Source organism: Paenibacillus sp. FSL P4-0127 (assembly GCF_038007325.1).
Lineage (GTDB): Bacteria > Bacillota > Bacilli > Paenibacillales > Paenibacillaceae > Fontibacillus > Fontibacillus macerans.
The window spans coordinates 143,321-168,216 of sequence record NZ_JBBOWY010000002.1 but is presented as its reverse complement, the minus strand read 5'-3'; the positions used below and the strand labels follow the sequence as shown (position 1 = coordinate 168,216).

Genomic DNA, 24,896 nt, shown 5'->3' with positions numbered 1-24,896 from the left:
CGCCCGAAAATAGCACCCTTTTGTGCCGTTATCTTTCCGCAGGGTGGCCCGCGCCGCGAAATAAGGGCATAATTTGCCGCTATTTCTCCGCTCCGGCGACGTATAGGTCAAGAGCCGCCGGGAACGGGAACGGGGACGGCCGGGGATCAGCCACGGGCCGGGGCACTCCGCCCGGGGCGCCGGCGGGGATCAGCCATAGGCCGGGCCGCTCTGCACGGGGCGCCGGCGGGGATCAGCCATGGGCTGGGCCGCTCTGCACGGGGCGCCAGTGTGGACCAGCCATGGGCTGGGCCACTCTGCACGGGACGCTGGCGGGGGTCAGTCACGGGCCGAGACGCTCCGCCCGGGGCGCCGGCGGGGATCAGCCATAGGCCGGGCCGCTCTGCACGGGGCGCCGGCGGGGATCAGCCACGGGCCGGGCCGCTCTGTCCGGGACGCTGGCGGAGGTCAGCCACGGCCCGAGCCGCTGCCGGGGGCGGCGGGCCCGGTGCGCCGGTACCTGCGGGCCGGCTGACCGAGTGACCGGGCGAGCCCGGCTGGCCGGGCTGACGGTGCTGGCCGGCGGTTAGGCCAAGCCGGCCAGCACCGCTTCCAGCGCGGACAACATGCCGTCGATGTCGGCTTCGGCGATGACGAGCGGCGGTTGGAAGGCAAGAACGTTGCGATTGACGCCGTTTTTGCCGATAAGATAGCCGCGGTCCTTCATCGCCTCGAGCACGTCATCGACGAGCCCGGCCCCGCGCTGCGGCTCATCGGCGCACAGCTCCGCGCCGAGCATCAGCCCCGCGCCGCGCACGTCTAGCGCGAGCTGAGGGAACCGCACGGCGAGGCGCTCAAGCCCGCCGCGCAGCTGGGCCCCGAGGCGCTCCGCCCGTTCGGGCAGGCGATGCGCCTCGATGTAGTCCAAGACCGCAAGCGCGGTCACGGACGAAACCGGGTTGCCGCCGAACGTGGAGGCGGATGGCCGCGTGAAGCTGGCGGCGATTTCGTCGGTGGCGGCGAAGCCCGCCACCGGGATGCCGCCTCCAAGCGCTTTGGCCATCGTCACGATGTCCGGCGCAACGCCGTAGCGGTCCATGGCGAACATCCGGCCCGTACGCCCAAACCCGGTCTGAATTTCATCGGCGATCAGCAGCACCCCGTGCTGCTCCAGCAGCCGCTTCACTTCAGCGAAATACCAGTCCGGCGGCGCGATGATGCCGCCGTTGCCCTGGATCGGCTCGGCGATCATCGCGGCGATCTCGCCGCCTTTCGCCGCCAGCGCCGCCCGCAGCGCCGCGATGGAGCGCCGGCCCGCTTCATCGGCGCTCATCCCCCGCTCGTAGGGGCGGGGGATAAACGTCACATCCGCAGCCTCCGCCAGCTGCGAGTCGGTGCGCCACATCTGCAGGCCGGTGACGCTCATCGTCAGATACGTCCGGCCGTGCAGAGACTGCTCCAGCGCCAGAAAGCCGCGGCGTCCCGTATGCAAACGGGCGAGCAGCAGCGCCCCTTCATTCGCCTCCGACCCGCTGTTTACAAAAAACGTCCGGCGAAGCCGCCCGGGCAATACCCCGGCCAGCCTCTCGGCAAGCTCCACATTGGGCTGCGTCAGATAAATCGTGCACGTATGCTGCAGCGTACGCAGCTGCTCCGCCGTCCGCTCGGCGATTTCCGGATTGCAATGTCCGGTGGCCACGACGGAAACGCCGGCGAAAAAGTCGGTGTACCGCGTCCCGTCATGCCCGTACAAATACTGCATTTCCCCTTTGACCAGCTGCGGCGGATTGCGATAAAAATGGCTCGTGCATGGATAAAAATACCGCTGCCGCTTTTGCAGCACACCCTCCGGTCCGATATACGTTTGCATAATTTTCCGCTTCCCTTCTGTTGAGTAAGTCTTGTAAAGGAGCAAGTATAGCGAGCCGCCCAACCTGCCCCGCAAAACACCGCTCGCTTACCGCAGCTGCGGGTGCCGTTTGTGTAATGGCTGCCTTGCTTGAGTAGCGACCGCTTAATTGGGGCCCGCAACCTCTTTGGTTCTCGTCTCCTAATGTGTACCTGCCTCCACTGTTGCTCCTACGGCCTTACTTGCAGCTGCCGATTCATTTGGTGCCAATTCATTTGAAGCTGCCTCATTTTGGGCCCGCGGCTTCTATTGCAGCCTTCGCCTCATTCGTGCCCGCAGCTTCATTTACTACCGCGGCCCCTTTTGCAGCTGCCGCCTCCGCCTTCGCCGCACTGGCGCTGCCTCCGTCGAACTGCAGCGCGCCAAGCGTATAGCCGGCATAAACCGGGGGCAGCTTGGCAAACTCCGCTTCAGCCGTATCCGGCGCCGCCGCCGCGTTTTTATATGCCCGTACGATACGTTCCAGGTCCTCCGCGCGGTAGGTCGCCCCTTCAATCCGCAGCACGGACGCCCCTGCGGCGGCCAATTCTTTGACGGCCGGCAGCAGGCACAGCTCCTTGGCGAGCATCAGATGGTTACGGCCGTATACGTCCCGGTAAACCGGGTTTTCGCCCTTGTCGGTTTTCAATACGAGGATGTGGTTGCCGACGTAATGGTTGTCTTCTTCGGCAATCGGTTCGAACACCTCCGTATTTTCATACAGGTCATGCTCCATGTACATGATCGCCGGGGAACCGTGGACAATGACCTCCAGCGCTGCGGGCGCCTCGGCCAGCAGCGCCGCCAGATCGTTTAACGGCATCTCCATGGACGCCGTCATCCGGGTCAAGCCCAGCCCCCGGTAAAAATCGGCGGACAATCTGTTGTACACGTTCAGATTAAAGTCGCCGATCAACGGATATCCCTTGCCGGCAAATTTGCGGATCGCGCCCAGATTCGTCACCATCAAGCCATCGATCGGCAGGCGTTCCCCGGACAGCAGGGCGTCGTAAATTTCAAACTGCAGCTCGTTCATCATTCGCGGCAGGCACAGGTACAGCTTCGCCTTGCCTTTGAGCGCAGCGAGCTCCTTGACGTCGGCCTTCGTAAACGGGCGGTCCGGTTCAAACACGTCGCCGGACAAATACACATGGTCGGCCCCGGCCTTCAGCGCGGCTTTGGCCTGCTCCGTGTTGTTTACGTGTACGGAGACCTCCGCAGAGCCGGCATCCGATACGGTAGCGCTCCCTGAGCGGCGGCAAGCGCCTTCCCCCGGCTCCCCATGCCGCGCTTTATCCAGCCCTTCCCGAATCGCCGCAATCCGCACCGCGCTAAGCTCCCGCTCCTGCGTCGGTGTACTGAACACTTTGCCGGTGCTGTAAAACTTGCCGGTCCCTTCGTAGCGGCGGTTGATGTTCGCTAACCCCGGCCGGCCAAACGCGTAAGCGGTGGAGAAATCGCGTTTGCGGTTTTGGTACAGCAGCTCCGTGTCGCGGTTGCGTTCAAAGCCGACCGGATCGGCGATGTAGCGGTCGATGGCGTCGCCGTAGGCGCCCACCAGCATGAGAACGAAATCGGCGTCGCGCATGCGGCCTTCGATTTTAAAGGAGGTGATGCCGCCGTGGATCAGCTCCGGGATATGCTCGTACATGAACATGTCTTTCACGGCCAAAGGGTATTCCGCGGGATACACGTAGCCGTCTTTTTTAACGCGGTAATCCCAGCGGCACGGCTTCATGCATTTGCCCCGGTTGCTGCTCATGCCGAATACCATCGAGCTGAAGTAGCAGTTCGCGCCATGCACCGAGCACATGTCCCCATGCACGAAATATTCCAGCTCCATTCCGGTCGCCTGCTGCAAATAACGGGTGGCCGCAAGATCCATTTCGCGGGACGTGACGACCCGGGTTACCCCCATTTCCTGCAAAGCCCGAACCATCTCCACATTGTGCACGTTCATCATGACCGAAGAATGGACATCGATTCCAAGCCCCATCTCCTTAATCAGCGCTAGGACGGCAAAATCCTGTACGATAATGGCATCGGGACCCGCGTTCTCCAGAAAACGCAAGTACGCCCGCGCCTCGTCCAGCTCGCTTTCGTTCAGCAGATTGTTGACCGTGACGTACACTTTTTTGCCGCGTTCATGAGCCATCCGCACCGCTTCGGTAATTTCCTCCAGGCTGAAATTGTAGCCTTTGCGCATCAGACGCATATTGAGGCTGGGGCCCCCAAAATAAACCGCGTCGCAACCTGCGTCGATCACCTTTTTGAAAATTTCGAACGTTCCCGCCGGTGCCAACAATTCGACTTCTCTTCCGTTAAAATAACGCGCCACCGCGTCCTCCCCCTCATCCCTGTATAAGTTAAAACTACTCCCGCCCTTTCTTAAGTCCAACTAGAGTAATTTTTCGGCTATCCAATACACTGCATGGTTAACTCTAATGGATATGTCATTTACAAAAAGTGGCAGCCAATAACAACAGCGGCCAAAAGCATGTAGGATACCACGAACCACGTATCCAGGCTCTTCCACGTCAGCAGGTGGTATTCCGTGCGCGGCGCGCCAACGGCGAACCCCCGGGCCTCCATCGACAGCACCAGCTCCTCCGCCCGGCGAAACGCGCTGACCGTGACCGGCACGAGCAGCGACACGAGCAGCCGCCCTTTCTCTTTCCAGGGCAGCTCTTTCAGGTCCGCGCCGCGGGCCGCCTGCGCCTTAAGAATTTTGTGCGTTTCATCGAGAATCGTCGGGATGAACCGCAGCGCGATGCTCATCATCAGCGTGAGCCGCTCGGATCTTATGCCAATGTGCCCAAGCGGCTTCAGCACGCCGCTTAGGCCTTGGTTCAGCAGGCCCGGCGTCGTGGTAAACGTCAACAGCGCGGTAAAAGAAACCAGCAGCCCCATCCGGGCGGCCGCCAACAACCCGCTGCTTACCCCGCCCGCATATAGCGTCCAGGAGCCGGCGCGCCACAACTCCGCTCCTTCATGCACCGTCAAACATTGAACGACAAAGATGAACGCCATCAGCGTCCAAAGCGGCTTCGCCGCCTTGACGTAATATTTGAGCGGTATTTTTGTCGCCAGCATGTATGCGGCGGAAAACGCCGCCGCCGCGCCAAGCGCCGCCCACGAGCCGACGGCCACGATAGCGACGAGGTACAACAGCATCCCGGTCAGCTTGGCCCGGGGATCAACGCCGTGCACCCACGAGCCGGTGTCGATGCAGCGTCCGAACAGCAATTTGTTCCGCATGTCATCCGCCCCCCTCTCTCGCCGCGCCGCGGACTGCAAAAGCCAGCTTTTCCGGGCCCGGCCGCCCAACCGCGTTTGGCTGAACCGCCTTTTCTTCCTGGAGCGGCTTGGCTTTGACGGCTTCCGGCTCCAGCCCTAGGACAGCCGCGTCCGGAACCGGACGCTGGCTCTCTGTATCCGGCACAGCGGTCGGCGCTGCGCCATTGCCCGCCACGGCGGAAGGCGACGCGCCCTTCCCCGGCTCCACCGGGGACGCTGCGGCATTGCCCGCCACGGCGGAAGGCGACGCGCCCAACTCCGGCTCCACCAGAGACGCTGCGGCATTGCTTCCCACAGCGGAAGACGCCGCGCCCAACTCCGGCATCACCGGAGACGCTCCGGCGTTCTCCGGCGCGGCTCCCGCCGCATCCATCACCGCGCCCCCCGCCAGCTCTGTTCGCGGCAGCGGCAGCGGCAGCAGCCGCGCCAGCCGCTCGGCCAGCGCTTCCGCCGTCAGGCAGGGCTCCTCCGCCTCCAGCCCAAACCGGGCGCTCACCGCCCTCCAACAGTGGATGCTGTCGGGCAGCTTCAGCCCTTCCGCCTCCAGTCTCGCGGCTTCCCGCACCAATTCGCCCGGCGTGCCTTGAAACGAAATCCGCCCCTCCTTCATGACGATCCACCGCTCCGCGTACGGAAGCATTTCCTCCATACGATGGGTGACGACGATCACCGTCTTGCCTTGCTCCCGATGCAGCCGGGCCAACATCCCGGCCAGTTCGGCCCGGCTTTGCGGATCAAGCGTCGCCGTCGGCTCATCGAGCGCAATGACGTCCGGTTCCATCGCCAGCACCGCGGCGATCGCCACTTTGCGCATCTGCCCGCCGCTCAGATGAAACGGGTTGCGCGCCAGGAACGAATCGTCCAGCCCGACCAGTTTCAGCGCCCGGCTGGCCCGTTCCCTGGCTTCAGCTGCCGGGCAGCCGAAATTTAGCGGTCCGAAGCACAGATCCTTCTCCACCGTATCTTCAAACAGCTGCTGCTCCGGGAATTGGAACACCAGCCCTGCCCTGCGCCGCAGTTCCCGCAGCCCGGACGCCTTTCCCCCGGCTTGCAGCGTAACGTCCAGCACCCGGGCTTTTCCTCCCGTCGGTTTCAGCAGCCCGTTGAAAAGCTGCATCAGCGTCGACTTCCCCGAACCGGAAGCGCCGGCGATCGCCGCGAAGGCCCCGCGTGCCACACACAGGGTTACATCCTCAAGCGCGCTGTGCCGCCACAGGCTGCGATCGTCGTACGCAAAGCTTACTTGCTCGAAATCAATGGCCATAACCAGGATGCCTCCTCTTTGCCGCCCCGCGCCAAGTCTTCCGAGACGAAAATCCCCCGCCGCTCCAGCTCCCGCCTCAGCTTCATCCGGAAAGGGGGGATCAGGCGGCAGGAGCCGAGCAGCGCCTCGTCCCGGAACAAATCCTCCGGCGGGAGATCGGCGGCGACCGCCCCTCCGCCAAGCACGATCGCCCGGTCGGAGGCCAAAATTTCTTCGGCATCATGAGTGATCGATACCATCGTATACTGTCCGCTCTCCCGCATTTCCCGCAGGATGCCGAGCAGTTCCCCCCTTGCCTTCTCATCGAGCATGGACGAGGCCTCGTCAAAAATAACGATGTCCGGCTCCATCGCCAGAATCGCAGCGACGGCCACCCGCTGTTTCTGCCCTCCGGACAATTCCGCAGGGTGTTTGCTCAGCAGATGGCCGATCCGCAGCTTTTCCGCATATGACCGGACGCGGCGCCGCATTTCCTCTCGGGGCAGGCACCGCCCTTCCAAACCGAAGGCGATGTCCTCCTCCACGGTCGCGCCGATAAACTGATTGTCCGGGTTCTGAAAAACCATGCCAATGCGCGGCCGCAGGACATGCGCCGTCTCCCGGTTCAGCGGCACGCCTCCTATTAGGATGACGCCGGCGTTTGCGGCCAGCAAACCGCCGAGCAGTTTGGCCAGCGTCGATTTGCCGCAGCCGTTGGCGCCAACCAGGGATACCCAGCCGCCCCAAGGGATGTTTAAGCTTACATCGTCAAGCACCGGACTTGCCGGATCATAAGCGAAAGAGACTTGACGCACCTCATAAGCGAATCCGTTTTTCTCCAATTTCTCTCCGCTCCCTTCTCCTTTGATCCGGCACGCAGACCGGCAGACTTAGGGCAGGCCAAACGTTATTCCGGCACAAAACCGCTGAACAGCTCCAGCTTCGACAGGGACGGAATCAGATACTTGACCGCGATCCCGACGGCTATGCCGGTGAGCACGCCCATAAGCAGCAGCATCGGTAAATAATAGTAGATGTTCGTCGTGTGAAAATAGAGGGAGGCCGCAGTCAGTTGCCCGATATTGTGGGCGATCCCTCCGACCGTGCTGATGCCGATCAGGCTAAGCCGCTTCCGTCCGATAAGGAGCAGAAACCACATCGCCGCAAAGCTGAACAAAGCCCCCATGATGCTGAACAAAAAGCTGGAAAACGAACCGAAAATAAACGCCGTGAGCAGCGTTTTAAGCAGCACCATCATGAACGCGTCCCGGGTTCTGAGGAAATACAGGCACGTCAGCACCATAATGTTGGCGAGGCCCAGCTTGGCGCCCGGAACGCCCATATTGACGGGAATGATGGATTCCACCAGGCTGAGCACGACCGCCACCGCGGCAAAAATCGCCACGATCACCGTTCTTTTTAAGATCAGATTGGATGTTTCATTTAACGACGGCATCCAGATCGCCCCCTTCCCCGGCGTTCACAACTTCGACCATCAGCTTGTGCGGCAGGCAGACGATCGTCCCGCCGTTGCGGTCGATGAACCCGAAAGTCAGGCACAATTTGTCCGGACAGTCGGCGTCGATCATTTCAATGCCGTAATCGTGGATTTTCAGCAGGTTGTAGCCGTGTTCGGTTTTGATTTCTACGGTTTGTTCTTCCTTAGTCAATTCCACGGTTTTATACAGCTTCCCGTCAACCGTAATGTTGGCCACGCGCTCGCCATTTTTGTGAACTTTTTCACTTGAATCCCCGCCAAGCCACCTTGGCACGAGAAAAGCCAGTGCGATGACGACAACCAATCCGATCAACAGGATATCTCCGCGCTTCATGGCAAACTCCCCAAACTTCCTTATTTTTTGATTATATAAATCTTAGATGAACCCATTATACATGCTGCCCTCCGTCTTCAAATGTGACAAATGTCTCTTCCCTGCCCTTGCCTCCCGCATTTCACAAAATCATCACTTGGTCATACATTTTATGGAATTTGCCGGTTGAATTAGTGTGAAAAAGATCAGCAACATTGTGAAAAATATCACTTTTGCAGCATGTCGGTATTTGCTACACTCAAGGCGACATAACCACCGGACCGAAAGAAGGCTGCGACCATGAAAAAGAACAAGACGCCCATTCTGCTATTCACCCTCGTTTTGCTGGCCGCGCTGCTCGGCGGCTGCGGTGGCGCCGGCAGCGCGGCCGGAGGCGCGGCTGACGGAGCAGGCCGCACTGCCGGCGGCTCTGCAGGCGCGGAACCGGCGCAAAAAGCCAGCGCAGTCCAGCCGAAATCGCAGACGTATTTTATATTCGACACGGTAGTGACCGTACGGATCTACGACGAGCGGGCCGCCGAGCAAAACTTCAAAGACCTGGATGTCCTGCTCAAAGAAATCGACAGCCGTATCAGCCGTACGGACAGCAGCAGCGAAATCTATAAAGTGAACGCAAACTCCGGCATCGCCCCGGTCAAGGTGTCACCCGAGACGTTTAACCTTGTGGCGAAAGCGCTCGATTACGCCAAGCGGACGGACGGCAAGTTTGACCCCGCGATCGGCAACCTGGTTAGCTTGTGGAACATCGGCCATGAAGGCGCCCATGTCCCGCCGGAGGAAGAAATCGCCGAGGCGAGACGCTTGACCGATTACCGCAAAATTGAGCTGAACGAGGCGGCGCAGGAAATTTATCTTCAAGAAAAAGGCATGTCCGTCGACCTTGGTTCGATCGGCAAAGGGTACGCGGCTGACCGGATCTACGACTATTTGGCGGATCAAGGCTTTCACAGCGCGATCATCGATCTTGGCGGCAACGTCTACGCGATGGGCGCAAAGCCGAACGGCGACGAATGGAACATCGGCATCCAAGATCCGGGCAAAGAGCGCGGGAACTCGATCGGCACCATTCGGGTGAAAGACAAAACGATTGTAACCTCCGGCATTTATGAGCGGTTTTTTATCGAAAACGGCAAGCTGTACCAGCATATTCTTGACCCTACAACCGGTTATCCGGTAGACAACGGGATCAGCAGCGTGACGATTGTGACCGATAAATCCGCGGACGCCGACGCCCTCTCCACGACCCTGTTCGTGCTGGGGATCGACAAGGGCCTGGAATTCATCGAAAACACGCCGAATACGGAGGCCCTGTTCATAACAAAAGATAAAAAGCTGTATGCGACCTCCGGCTTCAAACAACTGCTTCATAAAACGAACGACAGCTACACGTTTGCCAATTAAGGGGAGGGGCTCCGTCCCCTCTTCTCCTTCTCTCTACCCGCGTTTCGTCCTTTATCCGCGTCCGCATTTCTTCCTCTATCCGCCGGAAATATAAAAAGCCCCCGGCTCTAATGAAAAAAGGGGGCCTTATCGGTTTTATTGCATTTTCTTCAAGCTTGAGTTATAATTATTAATCAGATTGTTACTACCCGTATCGCAGTTCCTCAAAAGATTATAACTCTCCTTATACCTTTCGGTATGAAATTCCTATTTTAATGACCCAATAAAGTAAGAATTTAGTGTTTTTCTGATTCACACTGGCGCGGTCATCGGAGCCGCAAGGACAAATGAGAGGTAGGGCATTTGTTGTTTTGGAAACCGTTGTTGGTTGTAGTCGAAGAAGGAACGCCCGCTTAAGTCTTCAAGTGTACATGGAGACAGGGGTAAACAATAACCATAAACCGGCGTCGGCTGTTGCCGACGCCGGTTTTTTAATACGGAATACGCGAGATGCAGCGGGAAAATGCCAGATTCAACAGCTGCTGATCGTAAACCCGATATTTCCGGTTCTGCTCCAGCACCCAGCGGGCAAAACCGAACGCCCGGGCATATTGATGCTGGTCGTCGGCATTGATCTGAAAATACATGAGCTCCTGCATAATCCGGTCTTCCTCATGGGACAGCTGCAAGCCCAACTGCGAAAATTGCCGCTGCCGGACTCTCCGCGCGGAATCGTCCTGGATGGCTTTATGCACATGGGATACTTGTCCGGTATGCATACGGTAATACAGCAGGTTCATCGGGATATTCGCCATTTTTATGTGCGGGGCCAACCGGTTCCAAAGCTCGTAGTCTTCGGCATGGGGATAGTTGCTGTCGTATTGGACGCCCAACCGGTGTATCATGCTGTTGCGCATCACTACCGTCGGATGGCAAATGCAGCAATGGAACAGCAGCCAGGTCCGGATTTCTTCGTGCTCCACCGGGTTCACCTTCGGTCTCATGCCAATGGAATAAGTAAACGCGGAGGCGCACAATTCGATGGACGGATGCTCATCCATAAACGTCACCTGAACGCCCAGCCGGTCCGGCGTAGACAGGTCGTCGCTGTCCATCCGGGCGACATATTCCCCGGTTGCCAGACTTAAACCCTCATTTAGCGAAGCGACCAGACCGTAGTTTTGGGGATGAAAGATTTTGCGGACTCTGGGGTCCTCGACCAGCGAAATCAGATGAGCGGATCCGTCCGTAGACCCGTCATCGATAATAATAAATTCGAAATCGGTATAGGTTTGATTCAGTATGCTGCTGATAGCTTCCTGAACATAAGGGGCGTTATTGTATACCGGCATAATGACCGAAACTTTGGGCATATGAAATATCCCTCCATCATAAAGTCTCTAAACTAAAAGTAGTTTATAGACTAACATATGATAGTAGAGTCCCGGTGGACTAGACCAATTGCGGGATTTGAAAAAAAAGGCGATCCCCCGAATCTTCGAGGACCGCTCGCCAAGGTTTCTGTCCGGCTTTGTTCTTCGGGCATCGGCGTATTTCACTAGTCTTCCGGCCTAATCATCTGTCAAAACCAAATCGTGTTGAAAGATTCCGGCTCCAGCTCGAAGCCGTACGTTTCCGTGCCGTCCGAGATCCGCACCGTTCTCGTCTCCTTGAACGGGTTGGCGATCACTATAACGCGGCCGCCGTCCGGCCTTTCGCAGCTGACCGCATTGCCGTACCAATGCCCGCGCTGGCCGATACGCTTTGATCCCGGCGCGACAAAATGCGAGAAATGCTTCATTACGTAATACTCGGGGTTAAAGATCGCTTCCTTCCGCTCCGGATCGGCCGTAATCAGCGAATTTTGTTCCCAGCCCCAGGTGCTGCGGCCCTTCGGCTCCAGCACCATGTTCCAGTAAATATAAGCGTTGACCCGGTTCGTGAAATAGTGCTGATACAAATTGAATACGTATTGGGCGTACTCCCAAGTGTTCGTGCCGTCGCCGCATTCGTTTTCCGTCTGCATATAGCGGAGCTCCGGGTAGCTCAAGGCCGTGCGCTGGATCGCCCATTTGCCGGCCCACTGGTACCCGACGCCTTTGACATACTTGTAGGCCTCCGGGTCGCTTAACACCGTATGCGCATACGCGTCGTGGTCGGCGGCTTTTTTCTTCAGCCACTCGTCCCACGGTTCCGGTGCATTGATCGTGCCGAGCCAGATTTCCGTATCGAGCCCGTGTTTGTCGAAGGCCGGGCCAAGATAATCGCGGATAAATTCGCGAAGCTGCTCGCCGGTCCAAACGCAGGACGGAAATTTTTGATCGGCCACGACCTCGTTTTGGACATGGACCTGGTGGATCGTGATGCCTTCTTCCCGGTACGCCTGAACGAACTTCACGAAGTATAGGGCGTACGCCTCCAGGTTTTCTTTTTCCCAACGCAGCGTTCCATAGTTATAAGCCTTCGGAGACTTCATCCACGCCGGCGGACTCCAAGGCGAAGCGAACAGCTTTAACTCGGGGTTTAGGGCCAACGCCTCCTTGATGTAAGGAATCAGATACTTGCGGTCCCGTTCGATTGAAAAATGCTCCATCGCATAGTCGCCGTCGGTTTCGTTATGGCTGTACCATTCCAGAGCATAGTCGCTCGCCCCGATCGGAAGCCGGCAGATGCTGAACTTCTGCTCCCCGTCGGGGTGGAACAAATGATACAATACCCGCTTTCGTTCCTCTTCCGGGAGCCCGTTTAACGCCACGTATCCCAGCTCGTTAAAGCACCCGCCAAAGCCTTCCACGTTTTGAAAAACTTCCTCCGTCAGCGTCAGGTCCGCTGCCCTTTCACCCGCGATCGCGGTTGGCGCGTTTTTTTCCACCCATTGCCGCTCCCTTGAGCTTGATATCCATCGTTTCGGTTGTCCCATAGGAACCTCCTTATTCTTTAAATTGAGAAAAATCTCCAGCAAAAAACATAAGGGCAAAAAATGTCGTTATTCCGGCGATATCCGTCCATTTGAGAGTAATAGAGGAAATTTATGCCGCTATTTTCTCGCATCGCAAGGAAATGCCCGCGTTCTGGAGCATTCATAGGAAAATAAGGACATAAAATTCCGCTAATGGGGTGAACATGGCCAGGGCTCCGGATAATAGGTACATAAAGCTCCGCTATTTTTAAGGCCGACGCTTGGTTCGCTCTAGGCACTAGGCAGCAGCCGGGCCAGCCGGCGATCAAGCACCGCTTTCAGGCTGAGCCAAATATAAGCATATGTTTCGCTCAGCCCTTCACGGCTCCCTCCGCGATGCCTTCCATGATGAATCGCTGGAAGAAGCCGTAAATGACCACCACCGGGATCGCCGTCAGCACGAGCGAAGCCAGAATCAGCGACCATTCCTTGTTGTACTCCCCGAACAGCATGTTGGTGGACAGGATCAAGGTGTAATTGTCCACGTCCGTCAGCATCATCAGCGGAAGCAGGAAGTCGTTCCATATCCACAAAAAGTCGAGAATGGCGATGGTGACGGTAATGGGCAGAAGCAGCGGCAAAATGATCCGGAAAAACGTCTGGAATTCGTTGCAGCCGTCGATTTGCCCGGACTCCTCCAGCTCCCGCGGTATCGATTTGACGAAACCGTGGTACAGAAAAATCGCCATGTTGACGCCAAGGCCGATATAGATGAGCGCCAACCCGTAGGTGCTGCCCTGCACTTGCATCGTTTTGGCCATCCGAGTGAGCGGAATCATAATGGAATGAAACGGCACCAGCATCGAGGCGACAAACAGCAGAAAAATGAAATTGCTTAATTTGCCCCGGGTACGGGATAACTTATAGCCGGCCAAAGCCGAGCAGAAGACGATCCCGCCGATCCCAAGCACGGATACGATCACCGAGTTCATGGAGCTGTTTAACAGGTGGATTTTTTCAAAGGCCTGGGTATAGTTTTCGAAATGCAGCTTGGTCGGAAGCGCTACGAACGAAGCGAACATCTCTCCCTGGGTCTTAAACGAGTTGACGACCGCCATATAGATCGGGAAACAGGTGAACAGAGCGCCAACGGACAAAATCAGCCCAATCAGCAGGGAATTGATTTTTTTCATGCTCATGCTTCCACCTCTTTTTTCTTCATGACGTTCATCTGAATCAAGGTGACGACCAGCACGATGGCGAACAAAATCAGCGATTTGGCGCTGGCATACCCGTACCGGAAGTTGTTGGAGAACGCCTCCTCGTAAATGTTCATCGTGATGACCTGCGTGCTGCGCCCCGGGCCGCCCCCGGTTAAGCCGTACACGACGTCAAACACCTTGAAAGCGCCGTTCAGCGTCAGAAAAAAGCAGATCGTCACCGCGTGCGTAATCATCGGCAGGGTTACGCTTTTTAGCGTTTGGAACGAATTTGCGCCGTCGATAATGGCCGCTTCCTTCAAGCTTTGCGGCACACCCTGCAGGGCGGCCAGATAGATGATCATCATGTACCCGACCCCGTTCCACAGCGAAACGATCAGGATCGAGTAGAACGAGTATTTCGGATCGCCCAGCCAGGCATGGTCCAGGAAGGTGAAGGCCGCTTTTTCGGCGAGCTGCGGGATCACCTGCGAAAACACGAAGGTCCACATAAAGGAGCTGATGATTAAGCTGATCATGTTCGGCATGAAGAAGATCGTCCGGAAAAACCCTTTGCTGCGGGTCCGCGTTTCGATCAGCACCGCCAGCAGCAAGGCGATTACGTTTTGCAAAATAACCATAAACACGACGTACTTGAGCGTAAACAGCAGCGCATTGATGAAATCCGGATCCTCCGTGAGCGCTTCCACGATATTTGCGATTCCGACAAAGCTGTAGTCCTGATTCAAGCCGTTCCAGTCGGTAAACGTATAATACATTCCGCCGAACGTCGGGATAAGCAGAAAGATGGTGTATATAATGAGGGCCGGGGCCGTAAAAGCCAATAGGGAAAAATACTTCTTATAGATCTTGGACGGCATGTTCTTCTCCCCTCCTGTCATTGTCTATGGATGCGGCGGCTCGCCGAAGGTTGAACTGATGCTTGTAACGAAAAAAGGCAGCCGGGTGAAATGTTCTTACGATTATATAGAAGGAAGGAACAACATGTCCCTTCCTATCGTTCAGCCGCCGCGTTACTTATTGACTTTGTTATAGGACTTCCAAGCTTTGTCCAGAGCGGTGATGACGTCGTCCGGCGAGATTTGTCCGGCGATATAGGATTGCAGGGCTTTGCCGGATTCGTCTTTAACCGCCTGCGGAATCCGCGGGTCTTGATACGATTTGCCCGCTTTCACATAAACCATAGCGTCGTCCACCCATGGATAGCTGCTGTAGTCGTGCACGGTGGCGACCGGGTTAAACTTCAACGCCTGGTAGAACGCGCTGGAATCCTTGTCGTCCAGGATGTAGTTGATGAAATCGAGGGCCACTTCTTTGTTTTTGCTCGTTTTGGACACGGCCAGGGAGGTGGACGTGCTCAAGTTGATCATCGTAGCGTCCGGATTGTCGTTGATCGGCAAAGCCGCCACGCCAAAATCGATATCGGGATTGGATTTCAAAATCGTCTCGGCATACCACGGGCCTTGCACCCACATCGCCGCTTTTCCGGTGGCGAACATCGCCGCTCCGTCGTCGCCGCCGACTTCAAGACCGTTTTTGGTGCCGTTGGCGTAGACCAAATCGATGATGTTGAACATCTCCTTAAGTTCCGAGAAGGAGCCTTCGTCTTTGCTCATCCGGTCGATGAAATCCGGGGTTTCCGTATTGACCATCGCTCCTACGGTCAGCGGCAGGAACAGCTGGGGGATCCACGACTCTTTGTCGGACAGAACAAACGGCGTGATGTTGCTTTGTTTGAGCTTTTCGACGACCGCCTTCATTTCCGTTAATGTGGTCGGGGGAGTGAGGCCTTGTTCTTTAAAAATCGTCTTGTTGTACAAATACCCCCAGGATAACGTTTCGAGCGGCACCGCGACGACTTTGCCGTCCTCCGTCGTGACCGAAGGCTTCACGCTGTCCAGCAGCTTGCCCACGAACGGCTGATCGGACAAGTCCTCCAGATAACCGGCTTTATAGAAGGGCGGAATTTCATTAACCGCGTGAATGGCGAACACGTCGGGAGCGTCGTTCGAAGCCAGTCTCGTTTTCAGGATTTGCGGAGCGGTATCGGCCGGCGGCATCTCCAGTTGAACCGTAACGTCGATGTTCTTATCCGCCTTTTCCTTGGCCACGAAGGCATCGATATACTTATCGTAATGTTCCTTCAAACGAGGCTGGGCGATAAACATTTTTAAACTGACGCTTTTGCCGCTGGCGCTTCCGCCGCCTGCCCCCGGCGTTTCGCTACTTGCCGCGCCGCTTCCGCCGCCCGATCCGCATCCGGCGAGCAACGTTGCGATTAAAGCCGTTCCGACGATCCCCTTCCACATCTTCATCATTTATGACCTCCTGAACGATTAAGTTTGTTCACGCTTTCATTTTAATCGAAACATGTAAGCGCTTCATTGGACGGGATTAGACTCCTTCATTGGATATTTTTAAACCTTGTGAAGCTTTTCTCGCTTCTCCCGGCGAAAGCCCGAAATGCTTTTTAAACACCCGGTGAAAATAGGACACATCCTCGTACCCCACCATCTCGGCCACGCTCTTGATCGCGACCTCTTCGTCCGCCCCCAGCCACTCCATCGCCTTCTCCATTCTTAATTGCAGCAAATAGTCCGTAACCGTAATGCCGTACTCCTGCTTAAACGCTTTGCTCAAATACTCTTTGCTGACAAAAAACAGCTTGGCCAACTGCTCCAAGCCGATCTGCTCGGCATAATGATGCTCAAGATAGGATTTCACCTCGCCCAAATGCAGCTTGTTTTTAAATTTCCGCTGTTTGATCAATTCATCCAATGCAGCCATATAGCAGCCTTCCATCAAGCCGGCCGCTTTGTGAAAAGAGTCCGGCACCTCCGTATGCTCCACCAAACGTTCGGGCTCGGAGGCCAGCGCGTTGGCCGCGCAAAGTTCCTTTAAATACAGCAGGATTTCATGCACAAAATAGCGGATCGCCTCCGGCTTCAGGGCCGCGGCAAGCTGCGTATCCGACCGCAGTTCGCCGAACACTTTGCGGATTCCCTCGCCGTTCAATTCATTAAAGCAGGACCCCAGCCGCTTCTTGTAAGCGGCCAGCTTCGCGGACAGCTCCAGGTCGATCCCCTGACGGCCGCCGCGCTGCCGCAAGGCTTCCCCGCATTTGGCCAACACCGCGTTTAATTCCTGGGGATCGATCGGCTTCAGCAAATAGTCGGCCGCATTGTAGCGAATCGCCTGTCTGGCGTAATGGAAATCGTCGTACCCGCTGACCACGATCACCTGCTTGCCGGGAAAACGGTCATGGATGCTGCGCATCAGCTCTTCGCCGTCCGAACCGGGCATGCGCATGTCGGTAATGATGAGCTCCGGACCAAGCTGCTCGATCAGCCGCAGCGCCTCCAGTCCGTCCTCGGCCTCCCCCGCGACCACCATGCCCAATTCATCCCACCGGCCCAGGTTTTTGATAATGTCCCGGTTCCACTCCTCGTCGTCGACGATCAACACTTTGAACATGTTTCATCCCTCCTTCTGATCGGGAAAATGCAGCGTTACGCAAGTTCCTTGGCCCGCTTGGCTGTTCATGTCCACTTTGTATTCCGCTCCAAAATACATTTGAATCCGCGAAGCCACATTGATGAGCCCGATACTCGTCCCCTGCGTCCACACTTGCTCCAGATCTTGATCCAGCTGCGACCGCAGCCGGTTCAGCTGTTCGGGCGCCATGCCGGTTCCGTTGTCCCGGATCATGATGAGCACTCCCGCGGCAGGTTCGCGGCGGATCGCCACCTCAAGGCGCCACTCCCCCGCCTTATGATCCAGGCCATGGACAAACGCATTTTCGACCAAAGGCTGCAAAGTCAGTTTGGGAATCCGGCAGTCCAGCACGTCATCGGAAACGCCCAGCTCGTAATGAAGCCTTTTGCCAAACCGCCGCTGCTGGATATTCATGTAATGATGCAGATGTTCAAGCTCCGCTCTGACGGTTGCCAGCGTATTCGGATCGCGCACGATATAACGGAACATTTCGCTTAAAGAGCGGATGATTTCGTAGCTTTCCGCCGGTTTTTGCGAGAAGATCATCCCGCCGATCAACTGCAGCGTATTTTGCAAAAAATGCGGGTTGATTTGCGATTGCAGCGCCTTGAGCTCGGCCGTTTTCTTTTCCAGGCGGATTCTGTATTCCGTATTAATATGCTCCCTGATCCGCTCCCCCATCGTGGCGAAATTGGCTTCAAGCAGCCCGATTTCGTCCTTTCGCCTGCTCCGGGGAAACGCCTGCCCCTTGGTCAGATCCAGCTTGCGCATCGCCCTAGCCAGGCCGATGATCGGTTTGGTCGTTTTCCAGGCAAAATAAAAGGCGAACAGCGCGGAGACGGCCACGGAAATCATCCCGACGATCAACCCGTAATTCATCGTTGCCCGGGCGCTTTCGTTTATGACGGCGATCGGGACGACTTTCACCAATCGGAGTCCGGCCGGGTCCACCGTATTGTAGAAGACGAACTCTCCGTCCGTTTTGAAATAGCCCGGCCCGGTTTCCTTGGACTTGGACAGCGCCGCGGCCGCATTCACGGGCAGGACGCCGCCTTTGCCGTAAAGAACGCGGCCGTTCAAATCCGTGACGAACACGGACTGCTCTTTTCCTTCGCCGAGCAAATTCATCGTTTGATCGAAATAAGACCAAAGCACATCCAAGGAGATATACCCGAGCTTCTCCTGGTTTTCAAAACGGTTAATGCTGCGGATCAAGCGTAATTTGTCGGGGGCGGACGGGGGCGTCTCGACGATAAAATCTTTGTTCTGCACAAGCAAATCCCGATACGCGCGCGGCATGCCGCTGACCGTTTCCACGTCGTTTCGCATCGAATTGATCGTAAACAGCGTGCCTGTGTCATGCAGGTACAGGATGACGCCGACGAGATGATTTCCGCCGCTGTAATACACGCTGTTCAGCGTATTAAAAACGTTCTGCTGCGCCGTAAAATGACTGGCCGGGGTTTCCCCTTCGGGCCGGTTCAAATAATCGGTCAGCCCCGGGCTGATCTGGATGGAGTAAATCAGATTGTTCAGCCTGGCGAACTGCTCGCCCAGATAAATCCCCGTCCATTTCATGTTGGACAGATTGGTGCTTATCACTTGCTCCTCCATCGAGGTTCTGCTGTTCTCCGCCGCCAGCGCGGCAACGACCACGACGGGGACGACCGCGATCAACATCATCGTCAAAATCAACTTGTTGCGGATACTCGTTTTAAACGGATCGATGACCCGCTGCCGCAGTCTGCCAAACATGCGATCCCCCCGCTGCCGGAAAATATAGTAGAAAACGCCTCGCAGATGCGGGAGGCGTCTGAAACAATCTATTGCTCTTCAATAATCTTGAATCCCCAGGGCTCCAGGGTCAGGGTCTCACCGGGACTTACCGGCGCGCCCGAGAGAAGTTCAGTCCCCTCCCGGTGAGGGTAATTTAGCGATGCCGGCAAATCGGAATAGTTAAAATAGTAGCGGACGGTTTTGCCCATCCCGTTAATCCCGTGTTTGGCAATGAGCGGGAAACGGATGTCTTGATCGGCCCCCCATAAACCGGCCTGCTTCACGGCATGCTCCAGGATCTTGCCCATGATGGCTTCGCTGGTCATGCAGCCGATATAAACGGCCTGCCCTTGGCCGTACCGGTTTTGCGTCACCGCGGCGTATTTCCCCCAATGCGGATGGTCGTAATAGGCGAGCACCTCCGCCTCCGCCGGCGTGAGCAGTTCCATCCACGTATGCACCTGGTTGTGCTCCGCCCCGACCCGGAACGGATCGTCTTTCAGCGATACGTTTCGGGGTTCAACGAACATGCTGTACGAAACGCCGCAAGCCTTCCCGATCACCCCCGGCTGGCGTTCGGTGCGGACTTTGACATTTTCGTCCGTAAATCCGCTCTTAAAAGTATAAACGATGTGCCCGCCGTCATACACGAACCGGTTAAGGCGTTCCAGCAGTTCGTCGGAAGCCGAGTACAGCGCCGGCACCACAAGCAGGTCATACCGCTCAAAGCTTGGGGTGGCGGGCGACACGAAGTCGCAGCCGACATTCATCCGGTACAGCTCATCATACATCATCCGGACGACATCGTTGTAGTTTTTGGCGCTGGTAAAATTAAACTTAAACCATTCCAACGCCGTCAACGACTCGTTGCTGACGAGGATGGCGACTTTGTTCTCCTTCTTCAGGTTCGTCAAATGCGGCGATAACCGGGCAAAATCGCGGCCGATCGTTTTGGCTTCCTCATAGACCGGATTAGGTTCGAAATCGTGGCTGAGCAGGCCTTTCCAGTACGTTTCGATGGAATTGTGGATCGAATGCCAATGCCAATAGGCGACCATATTGGCCCCGGAGGCCAGGTGGCTGAACGCCTGCAATCTCAGCTGCCCGGGATACGGCGTCCAATGGGTGAAAGCTTGCGCCTGCGTCTCGATCACCAAATAATTCGTTCCTTTGGTAGAGCGGGCCACATCTCCGCCGAAGGAAATTTCGCTGCCGGTAAGATCGTCCTGGGAAGGATGATAGATGTCCACCCCGGTGATGTCGAACGGGCGGGCGGCCGCAAAATGGTCGACGTCCGGCTGGATGCCGTAGGAATGCCCGCGCCACTCAAAATCGAAGTTTTGCGTGACGAACTGATCCGGCCGCTTGTATTCGTTTACGATCGACACCTGCCAATTCAGAAAATCGGTAACCAGCTTCCGCTGGAACTTGGCGAACTCCGCGCCCAGGCTGCCGTTGATCGTCCCGACGACCGAGGGGAAGTCCTCCCAGCTGTTGATCCGGTTGCTCCAATAATCCAGGCCAAACGCCCGGTTCAGCCGGTCCAGCGTTTTGAATTTCTCTCTGATGTATTTGACGAACAGCAACTGGACGTTGGCGCCCGCCGTGTGGTAATGCTTCGTTTCGTTGTCGGTCTGGTAACCGATGACCGCGGGGTGGCCGCTGACCCGGGAAATCAGTTTGCGGATGATCCGCTCCGCATAAAACAGGTAAGCAGGATGGGTGATGTCCATAATTTGCCGGGCGCCGTATTTGCCGGGGCCTTTGGCCGTTGTCGCCAGTACGTCCGGATGCTCCTTGACCATCCAGGTCGGCACGGCATACGTAGGCGTACCGACGATGACATGAATCCCCGCCCGATGCATCGCGTCCAGCACCCGATCCACCGAGGTGAAGTCGAACACCCCGTTTTGGGGCTCGTGCGTGCTCCATGTCGATTCGGCGATCCGCACCACGTTGATCCCCGCCTCTTTCATCATCCGGATATCTTCGTCCAGACGTTCGCAAGGCATATATTCGTCATAGTAAGCGACACCGTAAAGCAGCTTTTCCATAAGTTACCTCCCGAAAGTGATCACAAAATGATTACGCTTTCATCGTATTAAAAAAAGCTCCCCCCTTCATTGGACGAAATTAAGCCTTTGGGGTGGACGATTTTAAACCGGCAGCCCGGGATGCCGCAAAAACTCTGTTCAACGCCGCGAAGTTTTGGTATGCTTAACCTCATATCCATCCTCCCGCAGGATGCAAAACCGCTAGAAACAACATAGAGGAATCGCTTAAATATGAACAGCAAAAAGCGCACATACCCCAAAATCCGCCTGGCCGTCCTCTTTTCGCTGATCGTCGGGCTCGCCGTAATTATAACTACGTTTATTTCCGCGGCTTCATCCTATAAAGCCGAAAGAAGCATTTTATACAACCGGACGCTGGAAATGAACTATTCCACTTCGCTGCAGATGAGCCGCACCTTGGGCACTTTATTCAAATCGATGCGGCTGGGGCTGCATACCGTATCCATTCATCTTTTCGACGCGGACGAGGCCTCGCAATCCGCCGACATTCAAGCCAAACTGGATTTCTTCAAGAACAGCAACGACTATTTCAATTCGGTGTTTTGGGCGGACGCCAAAGGCGTCGTTCGCAGCATCGCTTCGCCGAACTATAATTTGGCCGGAACCAAGCTGGTGTCAACGCCGGCGCTGGAAGCCCTGGCAACCCGGAAATCAACGTTGTCGAAGCCTTATACCGGCACAAGCGGACGCCTCATCATCCTGATGACGGAACCCGTGTTCGATAGAAACGGCGTCTATCATGGGTTCATAGGCGGGACGATTTACCTGGAGGAAAACAACATCCTCGACAGTATTTTCAGCGAAAACCTGGCGGATAAGACGGGCTCTTATTATTATATCGTGGATTCCAGCGGCCAGCTGATCTTTCACCCCGACACCAGCCGGCGCGGCGAAAACGTTAGTGAAAACGCTGTAGTCCAAGCTGTAAAAAACGGCGAAAGCGGCCGAAAACCCGTGATCAACACGAAAAAGGTATCTTTTTTGGCCGGGTACGCCACGGTCCCTGAGGTCGGTTGGGGCATTATCATGCAAACGCCGATCAGCATGGTGGAAAAACAACAAGAAGAGCAGATTTGCAAAATGCTGCTGATCATGGCCCTTCCTTTCATCCTGATCATGGCGGCTACGATCTATATGGCGCATAAGGTCACCGAGCCGATCGTATGGCTTGCCCAGTTTGCGAGAAGTTCGGTCCGCAATGCCAGGAAACTGCCGCCGATCCGGACAAGCCATTGGATTTGGGAGGCCGATTTGTTGACGAAGACCGTGCTGAACTCCCTGAAGACGATGCAGGATCAAAATGAACGGCTTACCGACAGCACCCGCAAAGATCCGCTGACCGGCCTGCAAAACCGCAGGGCGCTGAATGAGGTATTGGCTTTATTCGATTTCGCCAAGCATTCTTTTTCGATGCTCATATTGGATATCGACCGGTTTAAGCAGATCAATGACACGTACGGTCATCAAACCGGGGATGAAGTGCTGAAATTTGTTTCGGATCTTGTTCAATCGGCCGTGCGGCAGAAAGATTTCTGCTTCCGCTTCGGAGGCGAAGAGTTTATCGTCATTCTTCCCGATACCCCGCTGGCCGTTGCCTTTCAAACGGCGGAACGGATTCGCGGCCAACTGGAAGGCACGGTAAGCCCGGCCGGCCGGCCGGTCACCGTTTCCATAGGAGTCGCCGAGTTTCCCGTTCAGTCGGATGATCTGGGCGAGTTGTTCCGCTTAGCCGATAAAGCGCTTTATCAAGCCAAGGGCGACGGGCGCAACCGGACGGTTGCGGCGGATGAGAGCTGGACGGAAGAATGTGTCTCGATCAAGGACCGGTAGCCCCGGTTCTTTTTTTTGCGGATTTGTCACATCCGCGGGCCAGTGATACGTTGTATTAGGGGAAAGGGTGTGAGAATGTGGACGATGTCGATCTGTCGCAAACGATAACCGACATTCTGGAGGGTGACACCGAAAAGTTCGCGGAAATCATGCAAGTCTATCAAAAATCGATTTTCCTGTATTGCTACCATATGTTAGGCAACTATGCCGAAGCCGAGGACAGCGGTCAGGAAGTGTTTTTAAAAGCCTACCGTTCATTGGGAAAATATAAACGCGAAGTTCCGTTTGGGGCCTGGCTGTACAAAATCGCCTACAATCATTGCATCGATATGATCCGCAAGCGCAAGCTGGCCAAGTACCTCCCCTTCTTCTACCGGGATGACAAAGAGAACAAACCGGTGGATTTGCGGATCGAAGCCCATTATTTTGATGAATTCGTGCATCGGGCCCTGTCGAAGTTATCGGCGGAGGAACGGAACTTGCTGATTTTGCGGTGCGTTGATGAGAAGAGCTATGAGGAGATCAGCCAGATTCTCGGCCGCAGCAACGCCGCTCTCCGCAAGAAATACGGGCGGACGGCGGCGAAATTCCGCCAGTATTACGCTCAGGCGAAAGGAGTGTGTGCTTATGATATCGGACAAGGATCAGGATCTGAAACAACTTTTTCGTGAAGTTCAGCTTCCCGAGGTGGACCTGACCCCCAAAGTGATGAGCAAGCTGCGCGCCGAAAAAAAAACAAAGGCGCAATTGATCGGGAAACGTAAAGTAGGTTTGCTGGTCATGGCCGGAATGCTGCTGGCGGCCTCCACCGCTTTTGCGGCGTCTAACTACTACTATGCCTTGAAAAGTAAGCACGGCGACATTGTTTGGGAAGAAAAGATATTGGATAAGAGCAGTCCCGAGTATAAAAAGCCTTCCATGGATGAGCAACTGCGTTCGCTGAACAGCACCGGTTTATCCAACGATCTGCTGAAGGATGGGGAGGCCGCGATTTTTTACGTGCTTGAGAACAATCCGGATCATGAAATCGACATCGAATGGAAGCGGGTTCCCTTCCACGATTTGACCGAGCTTCGTTCCCGCATGGCGGGGCAGCCGGTAAAGCTGTTTGACCGTTTCGAGGGTGATTATAAGTTTGCTCATGCCACGGTCTCCTTCTACCCGGCCCTTTATGAGAATCCGCTAACCGATAAAGAAGAGGCGGAGATCGCCGACAAACTGCGGAAGCAGGCGGAGGAATCGGGCAAGGGCTACGCGATGATGCCGATTGAGCTCTCGAAAAATTACTGGATTATTATGAGCTCTTACCAAAGAAACGGCAAAACAGGCATTCTCGTAACGATTTCCAAAACCCCCGGAAAGCAGACGGTTATGCTGCCCGAAGAAGACAAGGACAATCCGCGCGAGACCCTTGAGGTTAAGGGTATAAAGATGCTGTATACCGAATTTGCAACCGGCCGGAATATTCAATGGGTCTATGATATTCCGGGCAGCAAGGAGGCCGTTCATTACATGATCGAAACCGGCTTGCAAATGAACAAAGACCAGTTGATTGAACTGGCCGAGTCTTATTTGGATTAAGCGATATAGCTCCGCCCTGCCTGCCTGTTTGCGGAATCCCAGGCAGGGCGGGGCAGATTGTTTCAGAGAAAAAAATAAGGACATAAAAAGGCGTTATCCCGTCAACATCCGTCGATTTGAGCGAAATAGAGGAATTTTATGTCGCTATTCTTCTTCGTCGCAAGGAAATGACTTCGTTCCCGACCATTCTTAGGAAAATAAGTACATAAAATGGCGCTAATGGGGATAAACCTGCTAGGTTTCCGATAATAAGCACATAAAGTACCGCTATGTTGAAGGCCGACGGTTCGACGGTTGATCAGCAGGTAAGTCAGTTGATTGGTCGTTCCAGCAGCCGGCTGTGTTAATCAGCGATTTATAAGGTTGAGCCCATGAATACCCTCTATATCCCGCGCTTTTCT

General features: G+C 55.8%; 18 protein-coding genes and 1 pseudogene. 4 read left to right on the top strand and 15 right to left on the bottom strand.

What is annotated here, in order from left to right:
- Positions 1–565 precede the first annotated feature (565 nt).
- The 7 genes and pseudogenes from NYE74_RS27330 to NYE74_RS27300 all read right to left on the bottom strand — a co-directional run bounded on the left by NYE74_RS27330 (position 566) and on the right by NYE74_RS27300 (position 8,239).
- Positions 566–1,849 (bottom strand): aspartate aminotransferase family protein, encoded by a 1,284-nt coding sequence (locus NYE74_RS27330; protein WP_124333590.1) that lies wholly within the window; start codon positions 1,847–1,849, stop codon positions 566–568.
- Positions 1,850–2,114: 265 nt separating this feature from the next.
- Entirely contained in the window at positions 2,115–4,205 is a 2,091-nt protein-coding gene (locus tag NYE74_RS27325) for a peptidase U32 family protein (RefSeq protein WP_124333589.1), read from the bottom strand.
- Between the two features lie 119 nt (positions 4,206–4,324).
- Positions 4,325–5,125 (bottom strand): energy-coupling factor transporter transmembrane component T family protein, encoded by an 801-nt coding sequence (locus NYE74_RS27320; protein ID WP_036626359.1) that lies wholly within the window; start codon positions 5,123–5,125, stop codon positions 4,325–4,327.
- Between the two features lie 457 nt (positions 5,126–5,582).
- Positions 5,583–6,428 (bottom strand): annotated as a pseudogene (locus NYE74_RS27315) (energy-coupling factor transporter ATPase); the annotation flags it as partial.
- Positions 6,404–7,249, bottom strand: a complete 846-nt coding sequence (locus NYE74_RS27310; protein ID WP_213510940.1) for an ATP-binding cassette domain-containing protein — start codon at positions 7,247–7,249, stop codon at positions 6,404–6,406. The gene NYE74_RS27310 and the pseudogene NYE74_RS27315, both read right to left, overlap by 25 nt.
- Before the next feature lie 65 nt (positions 7,250–7,314).
- Positions 7,315–7,863, bottom strand: coding sequence for a Gx transporter family protein (locus NYE74_RS27305; RefSeq protein ID WP_036626361.1), 549 nt, complete (start codon positions 7,861–7,863; stop codon positions 7,315–7,317).
- Complete coding sequence (locus NYE74_RS27300) at positions 7,847–8,239, bottom strand: NusG domain II-containing protein (RefSeq protein ID WP_036626363.1); 393 nt, start codon at positions 8,237–8,239, stop codon at positions 7,847–7,849. Before NYE74_RS27300 ends, NYE74_RS27305 begins: the two co-directional genes overlap by 17 nt.
- 279 nt (positions 8,240–8,518) lie before the next feature.
- On the opposite strand from NYE74_RS27300, the gene NYE74_RS27295 reads away from it, so the two are divergent.
- On the top strand, positions 8,519–9,640 hold the full coding sequence (locus NYE74_RS27295; RefSeq protein ID WP_124333588.1) for an FAD:protein FMN transferase: 1,122 nt from the start codon (positions 8,519–8,521) through the stop codon (positions 9,638–9,640).
- A 470-nt stretch (positions 9,641–10,110) separates the two neighbouring features.
- Here NYE74_RS27295 and NYE74_RS27290 read toward each other — a convergent pair whose 3' ends face one another.
- The 8 genes from NYE74_RS27290 to NYE74_RS27255 all read right to left on the bottom strand — a co-directional run bounded on the left by NYE74_RS27290 (position 10,111) and on the right by NYE74_RS27255 (position 21,063).
- Entirely contained in the window at positions 10,111–10,992 is an 882-nt protein-coding gene (locus NYE74_RS27290) for a glycosyltransferase family 2 protein (protein WP_124333587.1), read from the bottom strand.
- Between the two features lie 209 nt (positions 10,993–11,201).
- Complete coding sequence (locus NYE74_RS27285; RefSeq protein ID WP_036626366.1) at positions 11,202–12,539, bottom strand: glycoside hydrolase family 30 protein; 1,338 nt, start codon at positions 12,537–12,539, stop codon at positions 11,202–11,204.
- 350 nt (positions 12,540–12,889) lie between these two features.
- Complete coding sequence (locus NYE74_RS27280) at positions 12,890–13,717, bottom strand: carbohydrate ABC transporter permease (RefSeq protein ID WP_036626368.1); 828 nt, start codon at positions 13,715–13,717, stop codon at positions 12,890–12,892.
- Entirely contained in the window at positions 13,714–14,598 is an 885-nt protein-coding gene (locus NYE74_RS27275) for a carbohydrate ABC transporter permease (protein WP_036626369.1), read from the bottom strand. The genes NYE74_RS27280 and NYE74_RS27275 overlap by 4 nt, the downstream gene beginning before the upstream one ends.
- A 153-nt stretch (positions 14,599–14,751) precedes the next feature.
- On the bottom strand, positions 14,752–16,053 hold the full coding sequence (locus tag NYE74_RS27270) for an ABC transporter substrate-binding protein (RefSeq protein ID WP_328271718.1): 1,302 nt from the start codon (positions 16,051–16,053) through the stop codon (positions 14,752–14,754).
- A 79-nt stretch (positions 16,054–16,132) separates the two neighbouring features.
- Entirely contained in the window at positions 16,133–17,212 is a 1,080-nt protein-coding gene (locus NYE74_RS27265; protein ID WP_328271711.1) for a response regulator, read from the bottom strand.
- A 3-nt stretch (positions 17,213–17,215) separates the two neighbouring features.
- Positions 17,216–18,988 (bottom strand): cache domain-containing sensor histidine kinase, encoded by a 1,773-nt coding sequence (locus NYE74_RS27260; RefSeq protein WP_341005344.1) that lies wholly within the window; start codon positions 18,986–18,988, stop codon positions 17,216–17,218.
- Positions 18,989–19,056: 68 nt separating this feature from the next.
- Entirely contained in the window at positions 19,057–21,063 is a 2,007-nt protein-coding gene (locus NYE74_RS27255; protein WP_036626374.1) for a beta-galactosidase, read from the bottom strand.
- A gap of 231 nt (positions 21,064–21,294) precedes the next feature.
- On the opposite strand from NYE74_RS27255, the gene NYE74_RS27250 reads away from it, so the two are divergent.
- From NYE74_RS27250 to NYE74_RS27240, 3 genes are all read left to right on the top strand, one after another.
- The gene (locus NYE74_RS27250) at positions 21,295–22,914 is read left to right on the top strand and encodes a sensor domain-containing diguanylate cyclase (RefSeq protein WP_124333584.1); all 1,620 of its coding nucleotides are present in this window, start codon (positions 21,295–21,297) and stop codon (positions 22,912–22,914) included.
- A 77-nt stretch (positions 22,915–22,991) separates the two neighbouring features.
- On the top strand, positions 22,992–23,585 hold the full coding sequence (locus NYE74_RS27245; RefSeq protein ID WP_036626376.1) for an RNA polymerase sigma factor: 594 nt from the start codon (positions 22,992–22,994) through the stop codon (positions 23,583–23,585).
- A complete protein-coding gene (locus NYE74_RS27240) occupies positions 23,542–24,495 on the top strand; it encodes a DUF4367 domain-containing protein (RefSeq protein ID WP_036626377.1) in 954 nt (317 codons plus the stop codon). The genes NYE74_RS27245 and NYE74_RS27240 overlap by 44 nt, the downstream gene beginning before the upstream one ends.
- Positions 24,496–24,896 lie beyond the last annotated feature (401 nt).

Coding starts and splice junctions, on each gene's coding strand:
- NYE74_RS27270 (WP_328271718.1), bottom strand. CDS start 16,053: ATGAAGATGTGGAAGGGGATCGTCGGAACGGCTTTAATCGCAACGTTG.
- NYE74_RS27260 (WP_341005344.1), bottom strand. CDS start 18,988: ATGTTTGGCAGACTGCGGCAGCGGGTCATCGATCCGTTTAAAACGAGT.
- NYE74_RS27240 (WP_036626377.1), top strand. CDS start 23,542: ATGATATCGGACAAGGATCAGGATCTGAAACAACTTTTTCGTGAAGTT.
- NYE74_RS27305 (WP_036626361.1), bottom strand. CDS start 7,863: ATGCCGTCGTTAAATGAAACATCCAATCTGATCTTAAAAAGAACGGTG.
- NYE74_RS27250 (WP_124333584.1), top strand. CDS start 21,295: ATGAACAGCAAAAAGCGCACATACCCCAAAATCCGCCTGGCCGTCCTC.
- NYE74_RS27290 (WP_124333587.1), bottom strand. CDS start 10,992: ATGCCCAAAGTTTCGGTCATTATGCCGGTATACAATAACGCCCCTTAT.
- NYE74_RS27265 (WP_328271711.1), bottom strand. CDS start 17,212: ATGTTCAAAGTGTTGATCGTCGACGACGAGGAGTGGAACCGGGACATT.
- NYE74_RS27275 (WP_036626369.1), bottom strand. CDS start 14,598: ATGCCGTCCAAGATCTATAAGAAGTATTTTTCCCTATTGGCTTTTACG.
- NYE74_RS27295 (WP_124333588.1), top strand. CDS start 8,519: ATGAAAAAGAACAAGACGCCCATTCTGCTATTCACCCTCGTTTTGCTG.
- NYE74_RS27300 (WP_036626363.1), bottom strand. CDS start 8,239: ATGAAGCGCGGAGATATCCTGTTGATCGGATTGGTTGTCGTCATCGCA.
- NYE74_RS27255 (WP_036626374.1), bottom strand. CDS start 21,063: ATGGAAAAGCTGCTTTACGGTGTCGCTTACTATGACGAATATATGCCT.
- NYE74_RS27320 (WP_036626359.1), bottom strand. CDS start 5,125: ATGCGGAACAAATTGCTGTTCGGACGCTGCATCGACACCGGCTCGTGG.
- NYE74_RS27330 (WP_124333590.1), bottom strand. CDS start 1,849: ATGCAAACGTATATCGGACCGGAGGGTGTGCTGCAAAAGCGGCAGCGG.
- NYE74_RS27280 (WP_036626368.1), bottom strand. CDS start 13,717: ATGAGCATGAAAAAAATCAATTCCCTGCTGATTGGGCTGATTTTGTCC.
- NYE74_RS27285 (WP_036626366.1), bottom strand. CDS start 12,539: ATGGGACAACCGAAACGATGGATATCAAGCTCAAGGGAGCGGCAATGG.